The organism is Nonomuraea sp. JJY05 (assembly GCF_043496855.1).
GTDB lineage: Bacteria > Actinomycetota > Actinomycetes > Streptosporangiales > Streptosporangiaceae > Nonomuraea.
Genome location: NZ_JBIEIS010000012.1, coordinates 177,444 through 196,805 on the forward strand (window position 1 = coordinate 177,444; position 19,362 = coordinate 196,805).

General features: G+C 68.6%; 20 protein-coding genes. 18 read left to right on the forward strand and 2 right to left on the reverse strand.

Annotation, left to right across the window (positions count from 1 at the left end; translation table 11 throughout):
- The first annotated feature begins 308 nt into the window (after nucleotides 1-308).
- The 14 genes from ACFKCF_RS20960 to ACFKCF_RS21025 all read left to right on the forward strand — a co-directional run bounded on the left by ACFKCF_RS20960 (nucleotide 309) and on the right by ACFKCF_RS21025 (nucleotide 12,005).
- Nucleotides 309-3,080: a nitrate- and nitrite sensing domain-containing protein gene (locus ACFKCF_RS20960; protein WP_394495863.1), complete on the forward strand. Its 2,772-nt coding sequence runs from the start codon at nucleotides 309-311 to the stop codon at nucleotides 3,078-3,080.
- Entirely contained in the window at nucleotides 3,077-3,499 is a 423-nt protein-coding gene (locus ACFKCF_RS20965) for a roadblock/LC7 domain-containing protein (RefSeq protein WP_319719340.1), read from the forward strand. The genes ACFKCF_RS20960 and ACFKCF_RS20965 overlap by 4 nt, the downstream gene beginning before the upstream one ends.
- Nucleotides 3,500-3,645: 146 nt before the next feature.
- A complete protein-coding gene (locus ACFKCF_RS20970) occupies nucleotides 3,646-3,954 on the forward strand; it encodes a DUF742 domain-containing protein (RefSeq protein ID WP_090935922.1) in 309 nt (102 codons plus the stop codon).
- A gap of 7 nt (nucleotides 3,955-3,961) precedes the next feature.
- A complete protein-coding gene (locus ACFKCF_RS20975; protein WP_350730330.1) occupies nucleotides 3,962-4,522 on the forward strand; it encodes an ATP/GTP-binding protein in 561 nt (186 codons plus the stop codon).
- Between the two features lie 57 nt (nucleotides 4,523-4,579).
- On the forward strand, nucleotides 4,580-6,127 hold the full coding sequence (gene ffh, locus ACFKCF_RS20980; RefSeq protein ID WP_394495864.1) for a signal recognition particle protein: 1,548 nt from the start codon (nucleotides 4,580-4,582) through the stop codon (nucleotides 6,125-6,127).
- Nucleotides 6,128-6,792: 665 nt separating this feature from the next.
- Nucleotides 6,793-7,233, forward strand: coding sequence for a 30S ribosomal protein S16 (gene rpsP, locus ACFKCF_RS20985; RefSeq protein WP_394495865.1), 441 nt, complete (start codon nucleotides 6,793-6,795; stop codon nucleotides 7,231-7,233).
- Nucleotide 7,234: 1 nt separating this feature from the next.
- The gene (locus ACFKCF_RS20990; RefSeq protein ID WP_043634919.1) at nucleotides 7,235-7,480 is read left to right on the forward strand and encodes an RNA-binding protein; all 246 of its coding nucleotides are present in this window, start codon (nucleotides 7,235-7,237) and stop codon (nucleotides 7,478-7,480) included.
- Between the two features lie 65 nt (nucleotides 7,481-7,545).
- Nucleotides 7,546-8,046 (forward strand): ribosome maturation factor RimM, encoded by a 501-nt coding sequence (gene rimM, locus ACFKCF_RS20995; RefSeq protein WP_394496057.1) that lies wholly within the window; start codon nucleotides 7,546-7,548, stop codon nucleotides 8,044-8,046.
- Nucleotides 8,046-8,825, forward strand: a complete 780-nt coding sequence (trmD, locus tag ACFKCF_RS21000) for a tRNA (guanosine(37)-N1)-methyltransferase TrmD (protein ID WP_364839595.1) — start codon at nucleotides 8,046-8,048, stop codon at nucleotides 8,823-8,825. The genes rimM and trmD overlap by 1 nt, the downstream gene beginning before the upstream one ends.
- A 137-nt stretch (nucleotides 8,826-8,962) precedes the next feature.
- Nucleotides 8,963-9,325: a 50S ribosomal protein L19 gene (rplS, locus tag ACFKCF_RS21005; RefSeq protein ID WP_043634900.1), complete on the forward strand. Its 363-nt coding sequence runs from the start codon at nucleotides 8,963-8,965 to the stop codon at nucleotides 9,323-9,325.
- 139 nt (nucleotides 9,326-9,464) lie between these two features.
- Nucleotides 9,465-10,325, forward strand: a complete 861-nt coding sequence (gene lepB, locus ACFKCF_RS21010) for a signal peptidase I (protein ID WP_394495867.1) — start codon at nucleotides 9,465-9,467, stop codon at nucleotides 10,323-10,325.
- Nucleotides 10,325-10,921 (forward strand): signal peptidase I, encoded by a 597-nt coding sequence (lepB, locus tag ACFKCF_RS21015; protein ID WP_394495869.1) that lies wholly within the window; start codon nucleotides 10,325-10,327, stop codon nucleotides 10,919-10,921. Before lepB (ACFKCF_RS21010) ends, lepB (ACFKCF_RS21015) begins: the two co-directional genes overlap by 1 nt.
- Nucleotides 10,922-10,973: 52 nt before the next feature.
- Nucleotides 10,974-11,642 carry a ribonuclease HII gene (locus tag ACFKCF_RS21020; protein ID WP_394495871.1) on the forward strand — a complete coding sequence of 223 codons (669 nt, stop codon included), beginning with the start codon at nucleotides 10,974-10,976 and terminating at the stop codon, nucleotides 11,640-11,642.
- A 39-nt stretch (nucleotides 11,643-11,681) separates the two neighbouring features.
- Nucleotides 11,682-12,005 carry a DUF2469 domain-containing protein gene (locus tag ACFKCF_RS21025; protein ID WP_026215037.1) on the forward strand — a complete coding sequence of 108 codons (324 nt, stop codon included), beginning with the start codon at nucleotides 11,682-11,684 and terminating at the stop codon, nucleotides 12,003-12,005.
- Between the two features lie 62 nt (nucleotides 12,006-12,067).
- Here the strand turns inward: ACFKCF_RS21025 and ACFKCF_RS21030 are convergent, their stop codons facing one another.
- Nucleotides 12,068-13,480 carry an MDR family MFS transporter gene (locus ACFKCF_RS21030; protein WP_394495873.1) on the reverse strand — a complete coding sequence of 471 codons (1,413 nt, stop codon included), beginning with the start codon at nucleotides 13,478-13,480 and terminating at the stop codon, nucleotides 12,068-12,070.
- Between the two features lie 67 nt (nucleotides 13,481-13,547).
- Between ACFKCF_RS21030 and ACFKCF_RS21035 the strand changes: the two genes are divergently transcribed.
- From ACFKCF_RS21035 to ACFKCF_RS21045, 3 genes are all read left to right on the forward strand, one after another.
- Nucleotides 13,548-14,135 carry a TetR/AcrR family transcriptional regulator gene (locus ACFKCF_RS21035; RefSeq protein WP_394495875.1) on the forward strand — a complete coding sequence of 196 codons (588 nt, stop codon included), beginning with the start codon at nucleotides 13,548-13,550 and terminating at the stop codon, nucleotides 14,133-14,135.
- A gap of 581 nt (nucleotides 14,136-14,716) precedes the next feature.
- Nucleotides 14,717-15,076: a YraN family protein gene (locus ACFKCF_RS21040; protein ID WP_394495877.1), complete on the forward strand. Its 360-nt coding sequence runs from the start codon at nucleotides 14,717-14,719 to the stop codon at nucleotides 15,074-15,076.
- Nucleotides 15,077-16,612 carry a YifB family Mg chelatase-like AAA ATPase gene (locus ACFKCF_RS21045; RefSeq protein WP_394495879.1) on the forward strand — a complete coding sequence of 512 codons (1,536 nt, stop codon included), beginning with the start codon at nucleotides 15,077-15,079 and terminating at the stop codon, nucleotides 16,610-16,612.
- Nucleotides 16,613-17,262: 650 nt separating this feature from the next.
- On the opposite strand, the gene ACFKCF_RS21050 is transcribed toward ACFKCF_RS21045, so the two are convergent.
- Entirely contained in the window at nucleotides 17,263-17,571 is a 309-nt protein-coding gene (locus tag ACFKCF_RS21050; protein ID WP_394495881.1) for a hypothetical protein, read from the reverse strand.
- Nucleotides 17,572-17,653: 82 nt separating this feature from the next.
- Between ACFKCF_RS21050 and dprA the strand changes: the two genes are divergently transcribed.
- On the forward strand, nucleotides 17,654-18,871 hold the full coding sequence (dprA, locus tag ACFKCF_RS21055; RefSeq protein ID WP_394496059.1) for a DNA-processing protein DprA: 1,218 nt from the start codon (nucleotides 17,654-17,656) through the stop codon (nucleotides 18,869-18,871).
- Nucleotides 18,872-19,362 lie beyond the last annotated feature (491 nt).

Genomic DNA, 19,362 nt, shown 5'->3' on the forward strand with positions numbered 1-19,362 from the left:
CGACCGTGATCTTTGCGCTATTGGCCGATCTCGTGTTGATGTGCTCCAATAAGCTCTCGCCCCAAGGGTGCGTCGGCGTCACACCGCAAACAACCTGCATAACGTGATCTTCGTGCACCAGACCGTCCGAGGAGAGGTTGCGGAGGCAAGTGAAGAGTGTTGTCCCCTCTGTGGGCGGGGATCCGGGCTTAATAGAGGAAGCCCCCCGACACGCGTCTGGCGGACCACAGCAGCCGGCCGCCCCGGGCGTTACGGGCGATTCCGGGAAGGCTCGGACGGGATCGCGTTTCTCCCTGCGTAACTGGCGTGTGCGCTCCAAGCTCCTGGTTCTGGTCGTCATCCCGACCCTGGCCGCGCTCGTACTCGGTGGCCTGCGCGTCACCACCTCGATCGCGAGTGCCGGCGACTACGCACAGGTCAACGAGGTCGCCGTGCTGGCGAGCCGGCTGACCGCCCTCGCTCACGAGGTCGAGGTGGAGCGCGACTACACCGCACGCTTCGTCGCCCTCGGGCGCAAGGCCGGCCGGACCGAAGTGACCGATCAGTACGAGCCGGTCAACAAGCTCGTCGCCGAGGTCAAGGGCAGCGTCGACGCGCTGGCGACCTCCGAGAGCCCCCAGGCCCCCGAGGCCCTGCGCATCAAGAACCGTCTCAACGAGCTCGACACCGCGCGCAAGAACGCGATGGACTCCCAGCTCGACGTGAACTCCGTCATCGAGCTCTACGACCGGTTCATCACAGACCTCCTCTCCCTGAACGACACCATCGACCAAGGTGCGGTCGACAAGGAGCTCTCGGCGAGCGTCTCCGGCTTCGCCGCCCTCGCCCGGGCCAAGCAGTACGTCTCCACGCAGCGCGCGCTGCTCGTGGCCGCCCTGGCCACCAGGGAGTTCGGCCGGGTCGAGCTCGACTCCTTCATCGCCGCCCGCGCCCAGAAGAACAGCGAGCTGGCCACCTTCCGTGCGCAGGTCCCCCTTGAGCTGCGCCAGGCGTACGACGACACCGTCAGCGGCAAGGCCGTCGACCGCGCGGAGATCCTGGCCGCCCGAGCCCTGTTCCTGCAGAGCCTGGGGCAACCACGGAACGTGTCGGACCCGAAGCTCGGGCTCACCCGTGACGGCAAGGACTGGTTCGCCGCCATCAGCGAGACCGTCGACGGGATGCGCAAGGTCGAGCAGCGCGTGGCCGACTCGATCGTGCTCCGCAGCCGCACCCTGGAAGGGTCCGAGCAGCAGAGCGCCGTCATCGTCGCGGTCGGCATCCTGATCCTGCTCATCCTCGTGCTGCTGGTCACCGTCTTCATGGCGCGCTCGCTGAGCGGCCCCCTGCGCAGGCTGCGCAGGGAGGCGCTGTTCATCGCCGGTCGCCGGCTGCCCGACACCGTCCGCCAGCTCCGTGAGGCGGAGTCGGTGGAGAACATCGATGTCCAGCCCATCGGCGTCGCCTCTCAGGACGAGATCGGTGAAGTCGCGCGGGCGTTCGACGAGATCCACCGCGAGGCGGTCCGGCTGGCGGGCGAGGAGGCCCGCCTGCGTAGCAACGTCAACGCGATGTTCGTGAACCTGTCGCGGCGCAGCCAGACGCTGGTCGAGCGGCAGATCACCCTGATCGACGGTCTGGAGCAGGGCGAGCAGGACGAGCAGCGACTCGGCAACCTGTTCAAGCTGGACCACCTGGCCACCCGCATGCGGCGCAACAGCGAGAACCTGCTGGTCCTCGCGGGCCAGGAACCGCCCCGGCGCTGGAGCAAGCCCGTCAAGCTGGTCGACGTCGCCCGCGCCTCGCTGTCCGAGGTCGAGAACTACGAGCGGGTCGTCCTCCAGGTGCCCGACGGCGTCGCCGTGGCCGGTCAGGCCGTCAACGACGTCATCCACCTGCTGGCCGAGCTGATCGAGAACGCCCTGTCGTTCTCGCCGCGCGAGACCCGGGTGACCGTCTCCGGCAGCCGGATCGACGGCGGCGGCGTCATGCTGTCGATCAGCGACTCCGGCATCGGCATGACCCCGGACGAGCTCACCATCGCCAACGACCGCCTCATGGACGCCCCCACCGTGGACGTGTCCGTGTCACGCCGCATGGGCCTGTTCGTGGTCGCGCGTCTGGCGCACCGCCACGGCATCCGGGTGCAGCTGCGCCCCCACGGCACCGGCGGTCTGACCGCCATGGTCCTGATGCCGGAAGCGCTGCTCGGCTCGCAGTCTCCCGCCTACGCCACCCCCGGTGGCAACAGCATGGGGACCCTGGACTCGTTCGACGAGGGCTTCGGCTCCCGTTCGCCCATGGCTTCCATGCCTTCCATGCCTCCCATGCAACCCCCGATGCCCCCCGTGCCGCCGCCGCCCGCCCCCCAGTGGGGTCCGGGAGGCTACCAGCCCGGACCGGGACACCCGTCGTTCCCCTCACAGCCGTCCTTCTCGGCCCAGCCGAGCATGGACGTGGGCTGGCCGTCCGACCCGCGCAGCAGCAGCGGCGGCTACGACACCTCTGACGTCTGGGTGCCGGCGCGCAACTCCAACAGCCGGCCGGGCGACTGGGGCCAGGACAACAGGCCGGGTGACTGGGGCCAGGACACCGGCAACTCCCTGCCGAGACGGCCCTTCGGCGGCGACCAGATGGACATGGGGCAGCCGAGGTACGACTTCCCCGAAACGGAGTCGGCGGCCACCGGTCCCATCCCGGCCGTGAAGCCCGCCTCTTCGGGTGACGAATACCTGCCGATCTTCGCCTCGGTCGAGTCGGCCTGGTTCGAGCACGGCAACGAGGGCGCCGCCACCTGGGGCTCCGCCAAGGCGGACGCGGGCTGGAGCGCCGCGGAGGCGGTCGTCGAGCCGGTACGTGACGGCGCGACCGCGGCCGGGCTGCCCAAGCGGGTGCCCAAGGCCAACCTGGTGCCCGGCTCGGCCGACACCGTCTCGGCGCCCAAGGGCGTCGCCCCCATGCCGGCGGTCTCGCCGGAGCGGGTGCGCAGCCGCCTTTCGAGCTTCCAGCAGGGGTTCAGGGCGGCACGTGACGACATCAGCGAGGGCAGGACGTACCCCTCCGGTCCGAGAAGTGTTGAAAGCAGGGATGAGCGCGCATGAATGACTTGAGCCAGTCGGCACGTGGGGTGGACTGGTTAATCACCGATTTCGTCAGCACCGTTCCTGGCGTCGCTCACGCGGTGGTCGTCTCCTCCGACGGGCTGCCGCTGGCGGCCTCGTCGGGCTTTCCGGCCGACCGTGCTGACCAGCTGGCGGCGATCGCGTCGGGTCTGGTGAGCCTGACGCAGGGTGCGGCCAGGGTGTTCGAGGGCGGTCCGGTCAATCAGACGATCGTCGAGATGCAGCGCGGGCTGATGTTGATCATGTCGATCAGCGACGGCTCGTGCCTGGCGGTGCTGGCTGCTCCGGACTGTGACATGGGTCTGGTGGCGTACCAGATGACGCTGATGGTTGATCGCGCCGGCCAGGTGCTGACCCCGGCTGTGCGCGCAGAGTTGCGCGCCAGCCAGACCAGGTGATGTAGGTGACAGACCCGAGATGGAACAGCGGCGGCTGGGACTCCCATAACAGCGGTGCATGGGATTCCCAGAACAGTGGGAGCTGGCAGCCTCCCCCTCCGCCGCCGCCCAGCAACGACCCCGCCTCGCCGGTACGGCCCTATGCCGTGACCGGCGGGCGTACCGCGCCCAAGGTCAAGCTGGCCATGGAGGCCCTGGTGTCCTCGGCGACCGCCGAGCACCGGGAGTTCTCGCACATCACCCCGGAGTACAAGGCGATCAGCCAGCTGTGCCTGCAGGTCAGGTCGGTGGCTGAGGTCTCGGCGCTGCTGCGGATCCCGCTCGGTGTGGTGCGTGTTCTGATCGCGGATATGGCGGCCGAGGGCCTGGTTCGGGTGCATCAGCCGCAGCTGGATGCGGGTAGGCCGGACGTCAACCTGCTGGAAAGGGTGCTCAGTGGACTTCGCAGGCTCTAGCCCCGGTTTGACCTCGACGAAGATCGTCGTCGCCGGTGGGTTCGGGGTGGGCAAGACGACCTTCGTCGGCGCGGTGTCGGAGATCATGCCGTTGACCACGGAGGCCGTCATGACCGACGCCTCCAAGGGCATCGACGATCTGGGCATGACGCCGCTGAAGTCGACCACGACCGTCGCCATGGACTTCGGCCGCGTCTCGCTCGATCGTGACCTGATCCTCTACCTGTTCGGCACGCCCGGACAGCACCGGTTCTGGTTCATGTGGGACGACCTCGTCCGCGGCGCCATCGGCGCGGTGGTGCTCGTGGACACGCGCCGCCTGGCGGACAGCTTCCCCGCGATCGACTACTTCGAGGAGGCCCAGCTGCCGTTCATCGTGGGGGTGAACGGCTGGGACGGCCAGTACGCCCACAGCGACACCGAAGTGCGCGACGCCCTGACCCTGGCGCCGCACATCCCGATGGTGCGCCTGGACGCCCGCTCGAAGGACTCGGTCAAGACCGCGCTGATCAACCTGGTCGAGCACGCGCTCTCGGTCCGCATGGCCGTGCCAGGCTGGAGCGGCTAGCGGAGCGGATAGGCTGGAGTCTTAGACGTTCATTCGCTTCGAGGACTGGCCAACCACGTGTTCGAGACGCTATCCGACCGGTTGACATCGGTCTTCTCCTCCCTCCGGTCCAAAGGCCGGCTGTCCGATGCCGACATCGACGCCACCACCCGCGAGATCCGCATCGCCCTGTTGGAGGCCGATGTCGCGCTCCCGGTGGTCAAGGCGTTCGTCGCCCAGGTCAAGGAGCGCGCCCGCGGGTCCGAGGTGTCCCAGGCGCTCAACCCGGCGCAGCAGGTCGTCAAGATCGTCAATGACGAGCTGATCGCGATCCTCGGCGGCGAGACGCGCAGGCTCCGCTTCGCCAAGACGCCGCCGACCGTGATCATGCTGGCGGGTCTGCAGGGCGCCGGTAAGACCACCCTGGCCGGCAAGCTGGCCAGGTGGCTGCGCGAGCAGGGCCACACGCCCATGCTGGTCGCCGCCGACCTGCAGCGCCCCAACGCCGTCCAGCAGCTCCAGGTCGTGGGCGAGCGCGCCGGGGTCGCGGTCTACGCCCCCGAGCCGGGCAACGGCACCGGCGACCCGATCGCGGTCGCCCGCACGTCGATCGACGAGGCCAAGCGCCTGCTGCACGACATCGTCATCATCGACACCGCCGGCCGCCTGGGCATCGACCAGGAGATGATGAAGCAGGCCGCCGACATCCGCGACGCGGTCTCGCCCGACGAGGTCCTGTTCGTGGTCGACGCCATGATCGGCCAGGACGCCGTCACGACGGCGCAGGCGTTCATGGAGGGCGTCGGCTTCGACGGGGTCGTGCTGACCAAGCTCGACGGCGACGCCCGCGGTGGCGCCGCCCTGTCGGTGCGGCACATCACGGGCCGGCCGATCATGTTCGCCTCCACGGGCGAGAAGCTCGAAGACTTCGACGCCTTCCACCCCGACCGGATGGCCTCCCGCATCCTCGACATGGGTGACATCCTCACCCTGATCGAGCAGGCCCAGAAGACGTTCGACGAGGAGCAGGCCGCCAAGATGGCGGGCAAGCTCACCTCGGGCGAAAACTTCACGCTCGAGGACTTCCTCGAGCAGATGATGATGGTCCAGAAGATGGGGCCCATCAAAAACCTGCTGGGCATGATGCCCGGCATGGGGCAGATGCGCGACCAGCTCAACTCCATCGACGACCGCGACCTCGACCGCATCGCCGCCATCATCCGCTCGATGACGCCCGGGGAGCGCCAGGACCCCAAGATCATCAACGGGTCGCGCCGGGCCCGCATCGCGGCCGGCTCCGGCGTCTCGGTCACCGCCGTCAGCAACCTCGTCACCCGCTTCTTCGAGGCGCAGAAGATGATGAAGCGGATGGCGGGCGGCATGGGCATTCCCGGCATGCCGGGCGGCCGGGGCAAGGCGGGCAAGGCGCAGAAGAAGGCCAAGAAGGGGCGGCGCGTCAGCGGCGACCCGCGCAAGGCGGCCCTCGGCAAGGCCTCCGCCGCGGAGGCTCCGGTGGACGAGCCCAAGAGCGGCGGCCTGCTGGGCAACCTGGGCAAGCTGCCTCCGGGGGTGGAGCTGCCGCCCGGCTTCGACCCCTCCAAGTTCCGCCTGCCCGGCCAGAAGTAATCTACGCCGGGACCCCGCCCTTCCGGCGGCCTGTCCCGGCCTTCCCGACCGCCCGGCGTCGGTGCTCCGGCGTCTGGTGGCGGCCCATTGCTCCGGTCGTCCGGTGGCGGCCCATCCCGGGCTACCGGCGGTCTTCGCTCCGGCCGCGCGGGGCCGCGCGGGGCCGCGCCGTGGCTCTCCGCCGGCGCGTGCCCCGGCTTTCGGTGGCGCGTGCCTGGCGGGCCTCCACTTTCCGGCGCCCCCTGAGGCTCCTGCGTAGGCAGCGGACCACCCTGGGGTCCGCAGCGGCGTGCTCTCGGTCCTGGGACGTGCGCCGCGCCCGGGGCGCCACCGGGAACCGGTCGTCCCGTTCCCGTGGATGGGGCGGCCGGGGATCATGCGTCGGCGGGATAGCATGAGCGGGTCGCTCGCCGTACATGCGGCCAGGTCGCAAGCGCGCCGCCGAGCCTCCGTGAGCCGTTCGGGCACAGACGGAGGCGGCGCGTCGTGACGGAACGTCGATGGCAGTGCCGTCGATCTGGCACAATGGCATGTTGGAACATCGTGACCAGGCGGGTGCCCTCTCACCTCCCGCCGGACGCGCCTGTCCCTGGAGCGTCGTCCCGTCGTGCCCCACTCGGCGAGATGCCGTTCACCCACGCTCGAATGCAGGAGAGACCACACCCGTGGCAGTCAAGATCAAGCTCAAGCGGCTCGGCATGATCCGCAACGCTCAATACCGCATCGTCGTCGCCGACAGCCGCACCAAGCGTGACGGCCGGGCGATCGAGGAGATCGGCCTGTACCACCCGAAGGACAACCCTTCGCGCATCGAGGTCAACGCCGAGCGTGCGGCCTACTGGCTGGGGGTCGGCGCGCAGCCGACCGAGCCCGTCCTCAAGCTGCTCAAGCTCACCGGCGACTGGCAGAAGTTCAAGGGCGAGCCCGCCCCTGCGCCGCTGAAGGTCGCCGAGCCCGCGCCTGACCGTCACGCCCTCTACGAGGCCGCGGCCAAGGAGGCGCTGTCCGGTGGCGACACCGGCACGGCCGCCACCACGCCGAAGAAGGCCAAGAAGAAGGAAGAGGCAGAGGCCCCCGCCGAGACCCAGGCCGAGGGCGAGGCCTGACGTGCTCGAGGAGGCTCTCGAGCACCTCGTCAAGGGCATCGTCGAACATCCAGACGATGTCCGGGTCCGCGCACGCCGCATTCGCAGCGGGCGCGTCCTGGAGGTCCGGGTGCACCCCGAGGACCTGGGCAAGGTCATCGGACGCGGCGGGCGCACCGCCAAGGCGCTGCGCACGGTCGTGAACGCCCTGGCCGACGGGAAGTACGTACGGGTCGACCTGCTCGACCTGCACGAAGCAGTCCGTTAGCGTCAGGTTTCCGCGCCCTCATCGGCTTTGCCGGCCGATGGGGGCGCTTGCGTTAGGAGTTCATGTTGCAGCTGGTCGTCGGCCGGATCGGCCGTCCGCACGGGGTGCGCGGTGAAGTGACCGTGGAGGTACGCACCGACGATCCCGAGCTGCGTTTCGCCGTGGGCACGTCCATCGCCACGGATCCCGCCGGCAGAGGGCCGCTCGTCATCGCGGGCCGCCGCTGGCACAAGGGCTTCCTGCTGCTGACCTTCGAAGGGGTCGCCGACCGCGACGTGGCGGAGGAGCTGCGGGGCACCATGCTGGTCATCGACTCGGCCGAGGTGGTGCCCTCCGACGACCCCGACGAGTTCCACGATCATCAGCTCATCGGGCTGACGGTGGAGACCGCCGCGGGAGATCCCGTGGGCGAGGTCACCGACGTCCTGCACCACGGCCAGGACCTCCTGGTGGTGCGCAGGGCCGGGGCGGACGAGGCGCTCATCCCGTTCGTCAAGGCGCTGGTGCCCGAGATCGACCTGGAAGGCGGTCGGCTGGTCGTCGACCCGCCAGAGGGCCTGCTGTGATGCGGCTCGACATCATCTCGATCTTCCCTGAATACTTCGCGCCGCTCGACGTCTCGCTGATCGGCAAGGCCCGTGAGCGCGGCACGCTCGACGTACGCGTACACCAGCTCCGTGACTGGACCCACGACGTGCACAAGACCGTGGACGACACCCCCTACGGCGGGGGGCCGGGCATGGTCATGAAGCCTGAGGTGTGGGGCGAGGCCATCGACGCCGTGGCCGGGGACGGCGCGCCGCGGATGATCGTTCCGACGCCGAGCGGGCGGCCGTTCACCCAGGAGCTCGCGCAGGAGCTGGCGGGGGAGCCGTGGCTGCTGTTCGCGTGCGGGCGCTACGAGGGCATCGACTCGCGGGTCATGGAGGAGTACGGCTCCCGGCTGCGGGTCGACGAGGTCGGCATCGGGGACTATGTGCTGGCCGGGGGCGAGGTGGCGGTGCTGGTCATGGTGGAGGCCATCGGGCGGCTGCTGCCCGGCGTGCTGGGCAATGCCCAGTCGGCCGTGGACGACTCCTTCGCGCCCGGATCCATGCAGAATCTGGTCGAGGGCCCCGTCTACACCAAGCCGCCCGTCTGGCGGGGGCATGAAGTGCCTGAGGTGCTGCTGTCCGGGCATCACGGAAAAATCGCCAGATGGCGGCGTGACCAGGCGCTGCGCCGTACCGTACGGAACCGGCCGGAGCTGGCGGCGGCGCTCGACCCCGACACGCTCGACAAGCACGACAGGAAGCTCCTCGAGGAGCTGTCGTTTCGCGTCGAGCGCGAAGATATGGCAAACTGAATCGCTGCCGACCGTCATTTGGTCGGTCTGTCATGCCCGGGAAACGATCCCGGGTTCATCACATCAGCAGGCGTGTCCGCCGCGAGCCACGGCCGGGTGGACCTCCGCGTGCTCACGAGGACTTGAGGACAGCTCTCATGCACACGAAGATCCAGGAGCTCGAGAAGGCGACGCTGCGCAGCGACGTGCCGGACTTCCGTCCCGGTGACACGCTCGAGGTCCACGTACGAGTCGTCGAAGGAAACCGCTCCCGTATCCAGGTCTTCAAGGGCTTCGTGCTGCGCAGGCAGGGCAGCGGCGCCCGCGAGACCTTCACGGTCCGCAAGGTCAGCTACGGCGTCGGCGTCGAGCGCACCTTCCCCGTGCACAGCCCGGTCATCGAGAAGATCGTGCTCGTGACCCGCGGTGACGTGCGCCGGGCCAAGCTTTACTACATGCGCGACCTGCGCGGCAAGGCCGCCCGTATCCGCGAGAAGCGCGAGACGACGGCCGCCAAGTAGCCCGGTCTTTCCGTGGCCCGCGCACTCGCGCGGGCCATTCGGCTTTACAGGGCCGTTTCCTTTATGTGGAGCGACTCGTGCATGGGTGTAACGTCGGTCGAGGCTTGTCGAGCCGAAGCATCATCTAGGCTCGTCAGCGATGACTAGCGAGAGCCAGGAGCACGGCGCGGCGCGCCGCCCTGTCGAGGACGAGGTGGACGTGGTCGCCGAAGAGACTCAGAAGCCGGCTAAAGGCGAGAAAAAAGAGAAGAAGGGGTCGTTCTGGAAAGAGCTTCCCGTTCTTGTCGTCGTGGCCCTGGTGCTGGCCCTGATCATCAAGACGTTTGTGGTCCAGGCCTTCTACATTCCGTCGGAGTCGATGGAGAACACCCTGTTGAAAAACGACAGGGTCCTGGTCAACAAGCTCGTTTACCACACGCGTGACATCGAGCGCGGCGACGTGGTGGTCTTCTCGGGGGTCGACTCCTGGGACGGTGAGTTCCAGATGGAGGAGCCGTCCAACCCGGTGGCGGCCTTCTTCCGCTGGGTTGGCACGGCGTTCGGCATCGTGCCCGGCGAGAAGGACTACATCAAGCGGGTCATCGGCGTCGGCGGCGACCACGTGAAGTGCTGCGACTCCAAGAACCGCATCACGGTCAACGGCACGCCCATCGACGAGGAGAGCTATCTCTATCCGGGCAACGTGCCGTCCGACAAGTTCTTCGACATCACGGTGCCGGAGGGGCGGCTGTGGGTGATGGGCGACCATCGCTCGGTCTCCCTCGACTCCCGATCCCACACCGGTGACGCGGGCGGCGGCTCCATTCCCGTGAGCCAGGTCATCGGGCGGGCCTTCGTGATCGTCTGGCCGTTCAACCGGGCGACTTCGATCGACATTCCGGATACGTTCGCCCAACCGGCGCTTCAGGCGCTCGGTGGCTCCGTACCGCTGGTCGCCGGGTTCGGGCTGGCCCTACCCTTGGTCCTGGTCCGTCGCCGCTGTAGGGGGAGGAAGCGCTGATGGCCGTCACCAAGAAGGCGGAGGGCGTGGGGAAAGAGAAGAAAAAGGGCGGCTTCCGCGAGACGGTGCTGCTGCTGGTCCTGGGCGTGGGCATCGCGCTGCTGCTGCAGGCGTTCGTGGTCGGCTCGTTCTACATCCCGTCCGTCTCGATGGAGAACACTCTGCTGGTCAACGACCGGGTGTTCGTCAACAAGCTGGCGGGCAAGCCCGAGCGCGGCGACATCGTGGTCTTCAAGGGCTGGAGCAACGGCGAGGACACCATCAAGCGGGTCATCGGCGTCGGCGGCGACAAGGTGGTGTGCTGCGACTCCAAGAAGCGCATCACGGTCAACGGCACGCCGCTGGAGGAGACTTCCTACCTCTACCCCGGCGATTACGCTTCCGGCGATAAGTTCAACGTCACCGTGCCGTCCGGAAAGCTCTGGCTGATGGGCGACCACCGCAGCGCCTCGGCCGACTCGCGGGCCCACATGGACGAGGCCGGAGGCGGGTTCATCTCGGAGAACGACGTGATCGGCAAGGCCGTGGTCCGCTACTGGCCGCTGTCGCGGGGTTATCTCTTCTCCCGTCCTGACACTTTCGACAAGGTCAAATAGCGGTCGCTTTCGGTCGCGGTTCGCGGCGTATGGGGCGTACGCTGCCTCTGTCATGACAGTTGCGTTCCGCCCTCGGCCAAGCGTCGTCCGGCGCGATTCCGGACTCTACGCCTATGAGCGGGCGCTCGCCCGCCGCGGCCTCACCCCCATCGCGGGCGTCGACGAGGCAGGCCGCGGCGCCTGCGCGGGGCCCCTCGTCGTCGCGGCCGTGATCCTGCGCAGGCAGATCGACGGCCTCGGCGACTCGAAGCTGCTCTCCCCGGCGGTGCGCGAACGTCTGTACGACCAGATCGTCCGCGTGTCCCACATCGGCATGGTGATCATCCCGCCGGGGGAGATCGACGCTAAAGGTCTTCACAAATGCAACGTTTCAGGAATGCGGCGGGCTGTCGCACAGTTGCCTTGTGACCCGGAGTACATCCTGACGGACGGCTTCCCGGTGCCGGGCCTCCCGGCGCCGTCGCTGGCCGTGTGGAAGGGGGACCAGGTGGCCGCATGCGTGGCGGCGGCGTCGATCGTGGCCAAGGTGACTCGAGACCGCCTCATGGTCGCGCTCGACGAGCGCTACCCGCAGTACGGTTTCGCCGAGCACAAGGGGTATGTCACACCAGGACACCGGCTGGCGCTGGAAACGCACGGGCCGTGTCCTGATCACCGATACTCCTTCGTCACGGTGGCGAGGGGGATGGGTGAAAATGAAATGGGGGCCGGGGTTGCCTGACCAGGCGAACCGGGGGACCGGTACGACAGGAGGACCGCGATGAGCGCAGAAGATCTCGAAAAGTACGAAACCGAGATGGAGCTGCAGCTTTACCGCGAATACCGGGATGTCGTCGGTTTGTTCACATACGTGGTCGAGACCGAGCGTCGGTTCTATCTGACCAACTCGGTCGATCTCGACGTCCGTACCGCGGAGAACGGCGACGTCTTCTTCGACGTGAAGATGCAGGACGCCTGGGTGTGGGACATGTACCGGCCGGCGCGGTTCGTGAAGAACGTGCGGGTGGTCACGTTTAAAGATGTGAACGTGGAAGAACTGGCCAAGGCGGACCTCGAGATGCCCAAGGAGGGATTCTCGGGATAACGAGGCGGGCCCCGTACGCTCTGTCAGCCTGACCGGCCGCGCTCTGCTCACAATGGCCATCGCTAGCCCGTTTTCGTACGTGCGGCCGGTTCGGTGGGCCGTGCTGCCGGGATGAAGGCGCACGGGATGAGAGCGGCCACGGTGAGACCGATGCTCCACAGGAACGCGGTGTGGAATCCGGTGGCGGTTCCAGCGGTGGCGGAGACGCCGGTGACGACTGTTGCCAGGAGCGCCGTTCCGGCGGCGCCACCGAGTTGCTGAACCAGGCGGACGATGGCCGATCCGGCGGGGACCTGCTCGCGCGATAGCCCGGTGAACGCGTCGGCGGTGATGGCGATGTTGACGGCGCTGAGCGCTCCTCCGCGAACGATCAGGGCGATCCCGAGCACCACCCAACTGGTCCGGGCTGTGGCGATCGTGAAGGGAAGGGTCGCGGCGGCGCACAGGACGACGCCGACGACGGTGATGAGTCTGGCGCCGAGGCGGTCGACCACGCTGCCGACCCACCTGGTCAGCAACGACCCGATACCTTGCAGAGCGAGCACCGTCCCGGCGGCGAGAGCGCTCATCTCGCGCTGCTGCTGGAAGTAGAGCGGGATCAGGAACAGCGCGCCGTAGAGGGCGACGCCGGTGAGGAACAACGTGGCGGTGGCCGCACTGAACGCCTTGTGCGCGAAGATCCGGACGGGGATCGCGGCGCGCGTCCCGCGAGCGAGGCTCCAGGCGACGAATCCGATCGTCAGCGCGACTCCGGCAACGAGCGGTGTCCAGACGCGAACCCCGGCGTCGCTGCCGTCGGCCGCCGCGTTGCCGAGCGCGTAGAGCAATGCCGCGGTGCCGATCCCGAGCAGGAGCACCCCGGGAAGATCAAGCCGCTTGCCGGGCTGGGCAGGCTCGCGGGGCACAAAGGTGAGGGCCAGCAGGATCGCGGCGACGCAGATGGGGAGGTTGATGACGAAGACCCATCGCCAGCTGCCCGAGTTGACGATCGCCCCACCGACGAGAGGGCCGGCGATCGGGGCGATGGTGCTCACGAGCATGACGATGGTGAGTAGGCGGCCCGTCTTGGCCGGTCCGGCCGCCCGTACCAGGATCGTCTGCAGGACCGGCAGCATGATGCCCGCGCCGGCGCCCTGCACGGCGCGGAAGGCGACCAGTGACCAGAAGTTCCACGCCAGGGCGCACAGCCCGGACCCGGCCAGGAACAGCGCGAGCCCGGCGATCCACAGTCGCTTGGAGCCGAATCGATCGCAGGCCCACGCGGTGACGGGCACGGTTACGGCCAGGGCGAGCAGGTACGCGGTCGTCACCCACTGGATCGCGTCGGTGCCCACCTGAAGGTCGGCGCTGATTGCGTGCAGGGCGACATTCACCACCGTCGTGTCGACCAGCGGTGCGACCCCGCCGACGATCACGACCAGCGCCAGCCGAATCAACGGCCGGCCCAGGGGCTCCAGCCTCTTTCCCTTCGCCATCCTTTGTCCCTCCCGTTAAGAGACACGTGTATCTTATGTCTTTAAGATACACGTGTATCCTGAGCGGGTGGACGCTCGGACAGAATCCCGCCCGGTACGGCGACGTCGTGGACGCGAGCTGGACAACGCCCTCCTCGAGGCCGCCTGGGAGCAGTTGCAGCGCGAGGGATACGCCGCATTCACGATCGACGCCGTGGCACAGGCCGTCGGCACGAGCCGCGCCGTGATCTACCGCCGCTGGCCCGGCCGCGCCGCCCTCGTACACGCGGCAGTGCGCGCCCACACGGGCACGGTCACAGAACACGTGCCCGACACCGGCAGCCTCGCCGGCGACGTCTCCGTCCTGCTGCACGAGCTCGCCGACCGGATCGAGCGGATCGGCGTGGACGTCGCCATCGGGCTGCTCAGCGAGCTCGACGAGATACCCGACGACGTGAAGGCCACCGTGCCTCGTGTGTTCGAGGAGGTGATCGATCGCGCGCGGGCGCGAGGCGAAATCGGCGGCTCCCCAATTCCCGAAACCGTGCTCTCGATGCCTGGCGCGCTCATCCGATACAGCATGATCTCCGAGCGAGCTGCGCCGTCTGATCAAGCCCTTGAGCACATTGCGAACCAGCTGTTCCTTCCACTCGTCCGCTACCACGCCTCACTCTGAGGCACGCCCATCCACCGACGAACACCCCACACCACAGCCCTCAGCACCACCAACCCTCACCGCAAACCGGCCCCCCGACCCCGGCCCCCGACCACCGCCCCCGGCCTCCGGCCCCGGCCCCGACCCCAACGTCGGCCCTCGACCGCCGCCCCCCGGACCGCCGCCCCCGGACCGCCGGCCCCCGACCACCGGCCCGTGCCTGATCGGGCTCCGTCCACAGGCCTGCGCCCCCGTATAGGGCCCGTCCGACCGAACTGCCCGCCGAATCAGCCCAGCCGACCCTCAACCCCACACCCAGCCCTGGATTCAGCGCCGCGTCATGCAGCGCCGCGTCATGCAGCGCCGCGTCATGCAGCGCCGCGTCATGCAGCGCCGCGTATACGCACCCCCGCTCCATCCGCAGACGCGCTTCATCCGCACCCCGCTTCAACCCCACCCGCTCCATCCACAAACGCGCTATCCACAACTGAGCCCTGACCGCCCCCACCATCCCCAGAACCCCGTTCGGCCCTGCCGCAGCCACCCCTCATCCACGAAAGTCGGTCCTCGGACCAGCACCGGATCGACGACGGAGGTGGCACATGGCCGCGAAACACGACCAAGATCTCGGCAAACAAGGCGAACAGGTAGCGGTGACCTACCTGGAGGCCGAGGGGATGAAGATCATCGCCCGCAACTGGCGCTGCCGTCACGGCGAGATCGACATCATCGCCGAAGAGGGCCCCACCCTGGTCGTCGTCGAGGTCAAAACCCGATCGGGCAGATCTCATGGCACAGCCCTGGAGTCCGTGAGCCGGGCCAAGCTGGCCAGGCTGAGGATGCTCGCGGCCAAATGGCTGGGCGCGCAGCCGCGCACGTTCAGCACCGTGCGAGTGGACGTGATCGCCCTTGAGCGCTTCGCCGGCGACTTCGCCCTGAGCCACGTACGGGGGGCGATCTAAATGGCCGTGGCCCGCACGCGCAGCGTGGCCGTGATCGGAGTCACGGGCCGCACCGTCGAGGTCGAGGCCGACGTAGGCAACGGCCTGGCCGGCATCCACCTCATCGGCCTCCCCGACACGGCGCTCAGCGAAGCCCGAGATCGGGTCAGATCCGCGATGGTCAACAGCACCTATCCCTGGCCTGACGCCCGCATCATTGTCAGCCTCTTCCCGGCCAGCCTCCCCAAGCGCGGCTCCCAGTTCGACCTTGCCATAGCCGTGGCCATTCTGAGCGCCGCGGGCGTGATCCCGGCCGAGCGCATCGTGGAGCCGTTCTTCCTGGGCGAGCTCGGCCTCGACGGCCGTATCAGACCCGTACGCGGCGTGCTGCCCTCCATCATCGGCGCGGCCAAACACGGTGACATCACAGTCGTCGTGCCCGCCGCGAACTCAGCCGAGGCAGCCCTGGTGCCCAACGTCAAAGTGGTCCCCGTGTCACACCTCCGCCAGCTGGTGGAGTGGCTGCGCATGGGAGACGACGAGCCCGAGCCCAAGGTGGAGGAGTGCGCCGAGCTGCCCAGGTCCACCGACGGTCCAGCGGTGGATCTTGCGGACGTCGTCGGTCAGCCGGTCGCCCGACGGGCCCTGGAGGTGTGCGCGGCAGGCGGCCACAACCTCTGGATGCTCGGCCCACCGGGCACCGGCAAGACCATGCTGGCCGAACGCCTCCCCACCCTCCTGCCGGACCTGGAGCTCGACCACGCCCTGGAGGTCACGGCCATCCACTCCGTCGCGGGCGCCCTGCCGCCAAATGCTCCCATGATGAGCAGGCCTCCGTTCGTCAGCCCACACCACACGGCGACGTCCGCCGCGATCATCGGCGGCGGCAGCGCGATCGTACGCCCAGGAGCCGTCTCTCTCGCCCACAGAGGCGTCCTCTTCCTGGACGAGGCCCCCGAGTTCCCCCGCCACGTGCTCGACGCCCTCCGGCAGCCGCTGGAATCCGGCCGTGTGACGGTGTCGAGGTCCGCGGGTTCGGTCACGTTCCCGGCGAGGTTCATGCTCATCCTGGCCGCCAACCCCTGCCCGTGCGCCCAGGCCGAGGACCAGGGCGAGACCTGCAAGTGCACCCCCACGATCAAACGCCGTTACCTGGGCAGGCTCTCCGGCCCACTCCTCGACCGCATAGACATGAAGGTCACCGTGGTCCGCTCGTCCAGACGCGAACTCCTGGCCGACCGCCAATTCGTAGAAACAAGCAAGACGGTGGCCGAACGCGTCCTCCAAGCCCGCGAACGCGCCGCCAAGCGCCTGACAGGCACGCCCTGGCGCACGAACGCCGAAATCCCCTCCTCCCTGCTCCACTCCGACTACCGCCCGTCCAACGAGGCCATGAAACCCATGACGTCCTGCCTCGACTCCGGCACCCTCACCGCCCGCGGCCTGGACCGGGTCGTACGCGTCGCATGGACCCTCGCCGACCTGGCCGACAAGGACACCCCGGAGGAGGACGAAACAAACGCCGCCCTCAGCTTCTGGCTGGGAGTGAAGTCCTGACAGCACCCCCGAAGCAACCCCCACCTGCACCGCGACCAGGCCCTCATCCCATGCGGCTCTGCGCCCCACCTCCAGCCCCACATCCCTTCAGGAGCCCTCATGCCCAGCTCAACCCCAAAAGCCGACCAACCCCGACCGGCCGCTACCCCCGGCCCCCAAAGGCCAGACGCTCCACCCAGCACCCCTCCAGACCGTGGCATGCCCCACCCGCCCACCGCCCCGGCCCTGACCAACGCCCCGCCACCAGCCGCCGCAACCGCCCCTGCCATGACCGACGTCCCACCAGCAGCCACCGCAACCGCCACGGCCGCAGGCACCGCCACTGCCATCAGCACCTGCACAAGCCCCGGTAAGGTCGGGGATCTGGGCGCCGCCGCTGTCGCCCGCACAAGCCTCCCCGCCTCCGCTGAAACGGGTGCCACCCCCGTCATCAACGCAGGCAATGACACCGCCACGGTCGTCTGCACGAGCCGTACCAGCGCTGGCACCGCCACAGACACCGCCACCGGCATGAGCGAGAACGTCGCCGTCGGCCCCGGCATAACTCCTGCCGCTCAGCTGCTGGAAGCGCCGGAGCCCAACAACTCCGTCCCCATGAGCAGCAACACCCAGCACGAGCCTGCAACCAAGCCCGTAAGCGAAACCAAGCATCATCCCGTGATCAAGTCGCAGTACGGGGCCAACCCCCAGCCCATGGTCACAACCTCACTCCCACCTTCGCCGTCACCTTCGCCGTCACCTTCGCCGTCACCTTCGCCGTCACCGGTGCCCTCACTGGCGCCCCCGCCTTCGTCCCCGCCCCGGCCCTCGCCGCCTCCCTCGCCCGCGACCACTATCTCGGTTACGGTCGCTACCCTCCCTACAGTCGCCACCCCGGCCACTACATCCACCATGGCCACAACCACGCAGGCCACTGCATCCACGTTGGGCACTAGATCCACTCCAGCGACTGCATCCATCTCGGTCAGGAGCGAAACTGAGGCTCGCGCCGCGCTCATGAGAGCGGCCGACGTCGGCGACCCCATCATGGGACGTCTGGTGATGCAGTGCGGGGCCTCATCGGCAGCGGAGGCGATCCGCGCCCGCACCCTGCCGCCAGAGTTTCTAGCCCAGGAAGCCAAGCGAGCTCAAGAAGCCCACCAAGATCGCCCCCCGGACCTCGCCGCCCGTCTCAACGCCTGGCACGCCCGCCTGGCCGCAGCCAATCCAGCAGCAGACCTTGAAAACGGAGAAAGGTCCGGAGCCCGGTTGGTCATTCCGGGCAGCCCGGAATGGCCCACCCAGTTGGACCAGCTAGGCCCCGGCCGTCCTCTCGGTCTGTGGCTCCATGGCACAGCCGATCTGCGCTTCTCCTGCCTCCAATCGGTGGCGGTCGTAGGGGCACGAGCCGCCACGTCGTACGGCACCCACATCGCAGCCGAGTTCGGCGTCGGTCTCAGCGAGTCGGGCTGGACCGTCGTGTCAGGCGGCGCCCACGGCGTGGACGGCGCCGCTCACCGAGGAGCCTTGGCCGCAGACGCGCCAACGGTGGTCGTCCTGGCCTGCGGCGTCGACATCTGCTACCCGGCGAGCCACGAAGCCCTTTTCGCCGCCGTCAGAGATCGTGGCGTTGTGATCAGCGAATGCCCGCCCGGCGTTCATCCCACCCGTGCTCGCTTCCTCATCAGAAACCGCCTGATAGCCGCCCTGTCGAGGGGGACGGTAGTGGTTGAGGCAGCCCTACGCAGCGGCGCCCTGAACACAGCCGCCCACGCCGTGGCCCTCAACAGACACCTGGCGGCAGTCCCCGGCCCGGTCACCTCCGGCATGTCGGCCGGCTGCCACAAACTCCTCCGCGACCGCAAAGCCGTATGCGTAACCTCTCCGGAGGAGATGATCGACCTCGTCGGCGTTATGGGCGACGACCTGGCCCCTCAGTCCCGAGCTCCTGCAGTCCCCAGAGACAAACTCAACGAACCCACCCGAAAGGTCCTCGACGCGATCCCCACCCGAGGCGGCGCGGGTCCCGCGTCGATAGCGGTCGCCGCAGGGCTAAGCCTGGATGCCACCTTGAGCGCTTTGGGCGGCCTGGCGGCCGCGGGCTACATAGAACGAACCACGAACGGCTGGCGCCTCCGCAAACACCTAACCTCCTACCCCAAAGCCCCCGATTCCGCCGCCCTAAAACCACCAGCCACCCCCGAGCCCGACGCATCCGACGACCCCCCATTCCCAGACGACGACTTCCCCCGCGAGCCCGAGCAGCAGGGTTGGCATTGAGGCACGAACAATCCACTTCAAAAGGCGGACCGGCCCGGGCCGATGCGCCGGCCGCCACTGCTTGAGAAGCTGCTGCCCGATCGGTACAGGGCTCTCGGACCGAGAACGGCCCGCCAGGCCACCCAGCCATGCCCCGACAGCCATCCGCGATGTACGTGGACGGCGTCCGACGCGACAGAGCCTTCGGACCTGGGCAACGATTCATCACTCGTGGATAGCGGCCATCCATGCTCGGGTGGGCAGTGCTCGTACAGGGACAGCCGCCTGACCACCCACGACTCGTCCAGACGAGGCGGGGAATAGCCGCTCCGGCGACGCCATAGCCGACCACCCCGGAGACGTGGGGACAGGCGAACATATTTCTGTAGGTCCCCGCGTCCCCGCGTCCCCGCGTCCCCGCGTCCCCGCGTCCCCGCGTCCCCGCGTCCCCGCGTCCCCGCGTCCCCGCGTCCCCGCGTCCCCGCGTCCCCGCGTCCCCGCGTCCCCGCGTC

Excerpts from the sequence above, each read along its gene's own strand:
- rplS (WP_043634900.1), top strand. The coding sequence starts at position 8,963 with ATGCACACGAAGATCCAGGAGCTCGAGAAGGCGACGCTGCGCAGCGAC.
- dprA (WP_394496059.1), top strand. The coding sequence starts at position 17,654 with ATGCAGTGCGGGGCCTCATCGGCAGCGGAGGCGATCCGCGCCCGCACC.
- lepB (WP_394495867.1), top strand. The coding sequence starts at position 9,465 with ATGACTAGCGAGAGCCAGGAGCACGGCGCGGCGCGCCGCCCTGTCGAG.
- ACFKCF_RS21040 (WP_394495877.1), top strand. The coding sequence starts at position 14,717 with ATGGCCGCGAAACACGACCAAGATCTCGGCAAACAAGGCGAACAGGTA.
- ACFKCF_RS21025 (WP_026215037.1), top strand. The coding sequence starts at position 11,682 with ATGAGCGCAGAAGATCTCGAAAAGTACGAAACCGAGATGGAGCTGCAG.
- lepB (WP_394495869.1), top strand. The coding sequence starts at position 10,325 with ATGGCCGTCACCAAGAAGGCGGAGGGCGTGGGGAAAGAGAAGAAAAAG.
- ACFKCF_RS21045 (WP_394495879.1), top strand. The coding sequence starts at position 15,077 with ATGGCCGTGGCCCGCACGCGCAGCGTGGCCGTGATCGGAGTCACGGGC.
- ACFKCF_RS21050 (WP_394495881.1), bottom strand. The coding sequence starts at position 17,571 with ATGGATGCAGTCGCTGGAGTGGATCTAGTGCCCAACGTGGATGCAGTG.
- trmD (WP_364839595.1), top strand. The coding sequence starts at position 8,046 with ATGCGGCTCGACATCATCTCGATCTTCCCTGAATACTTCGCGCCGCTC.
- ACFKCF_RS21020 (WP_394495871.1), top strand. The coding sequence starts at position 10,974 with ATGACAGTTGCGTTCCGCCCTCGGCCAAGCGTCGTCCGGCGCGATTCC.
- ACFKCF_RS20965 (WP_319719340.1), top strand. The coding sequence starts at position 3,077 with ATGAATGACTTGAGCCAGTCGGCACGTGGGGTGGACTGGTTAATCACC.
- ACFKCF_RS21030 (WP_394495873.1), bottom strand. The coding sequence starts at position 13,480 with ATGGCGAAGGGAAAGAGGCTGGAGCCCCTGGGCCGGCCGTTGATTCGG.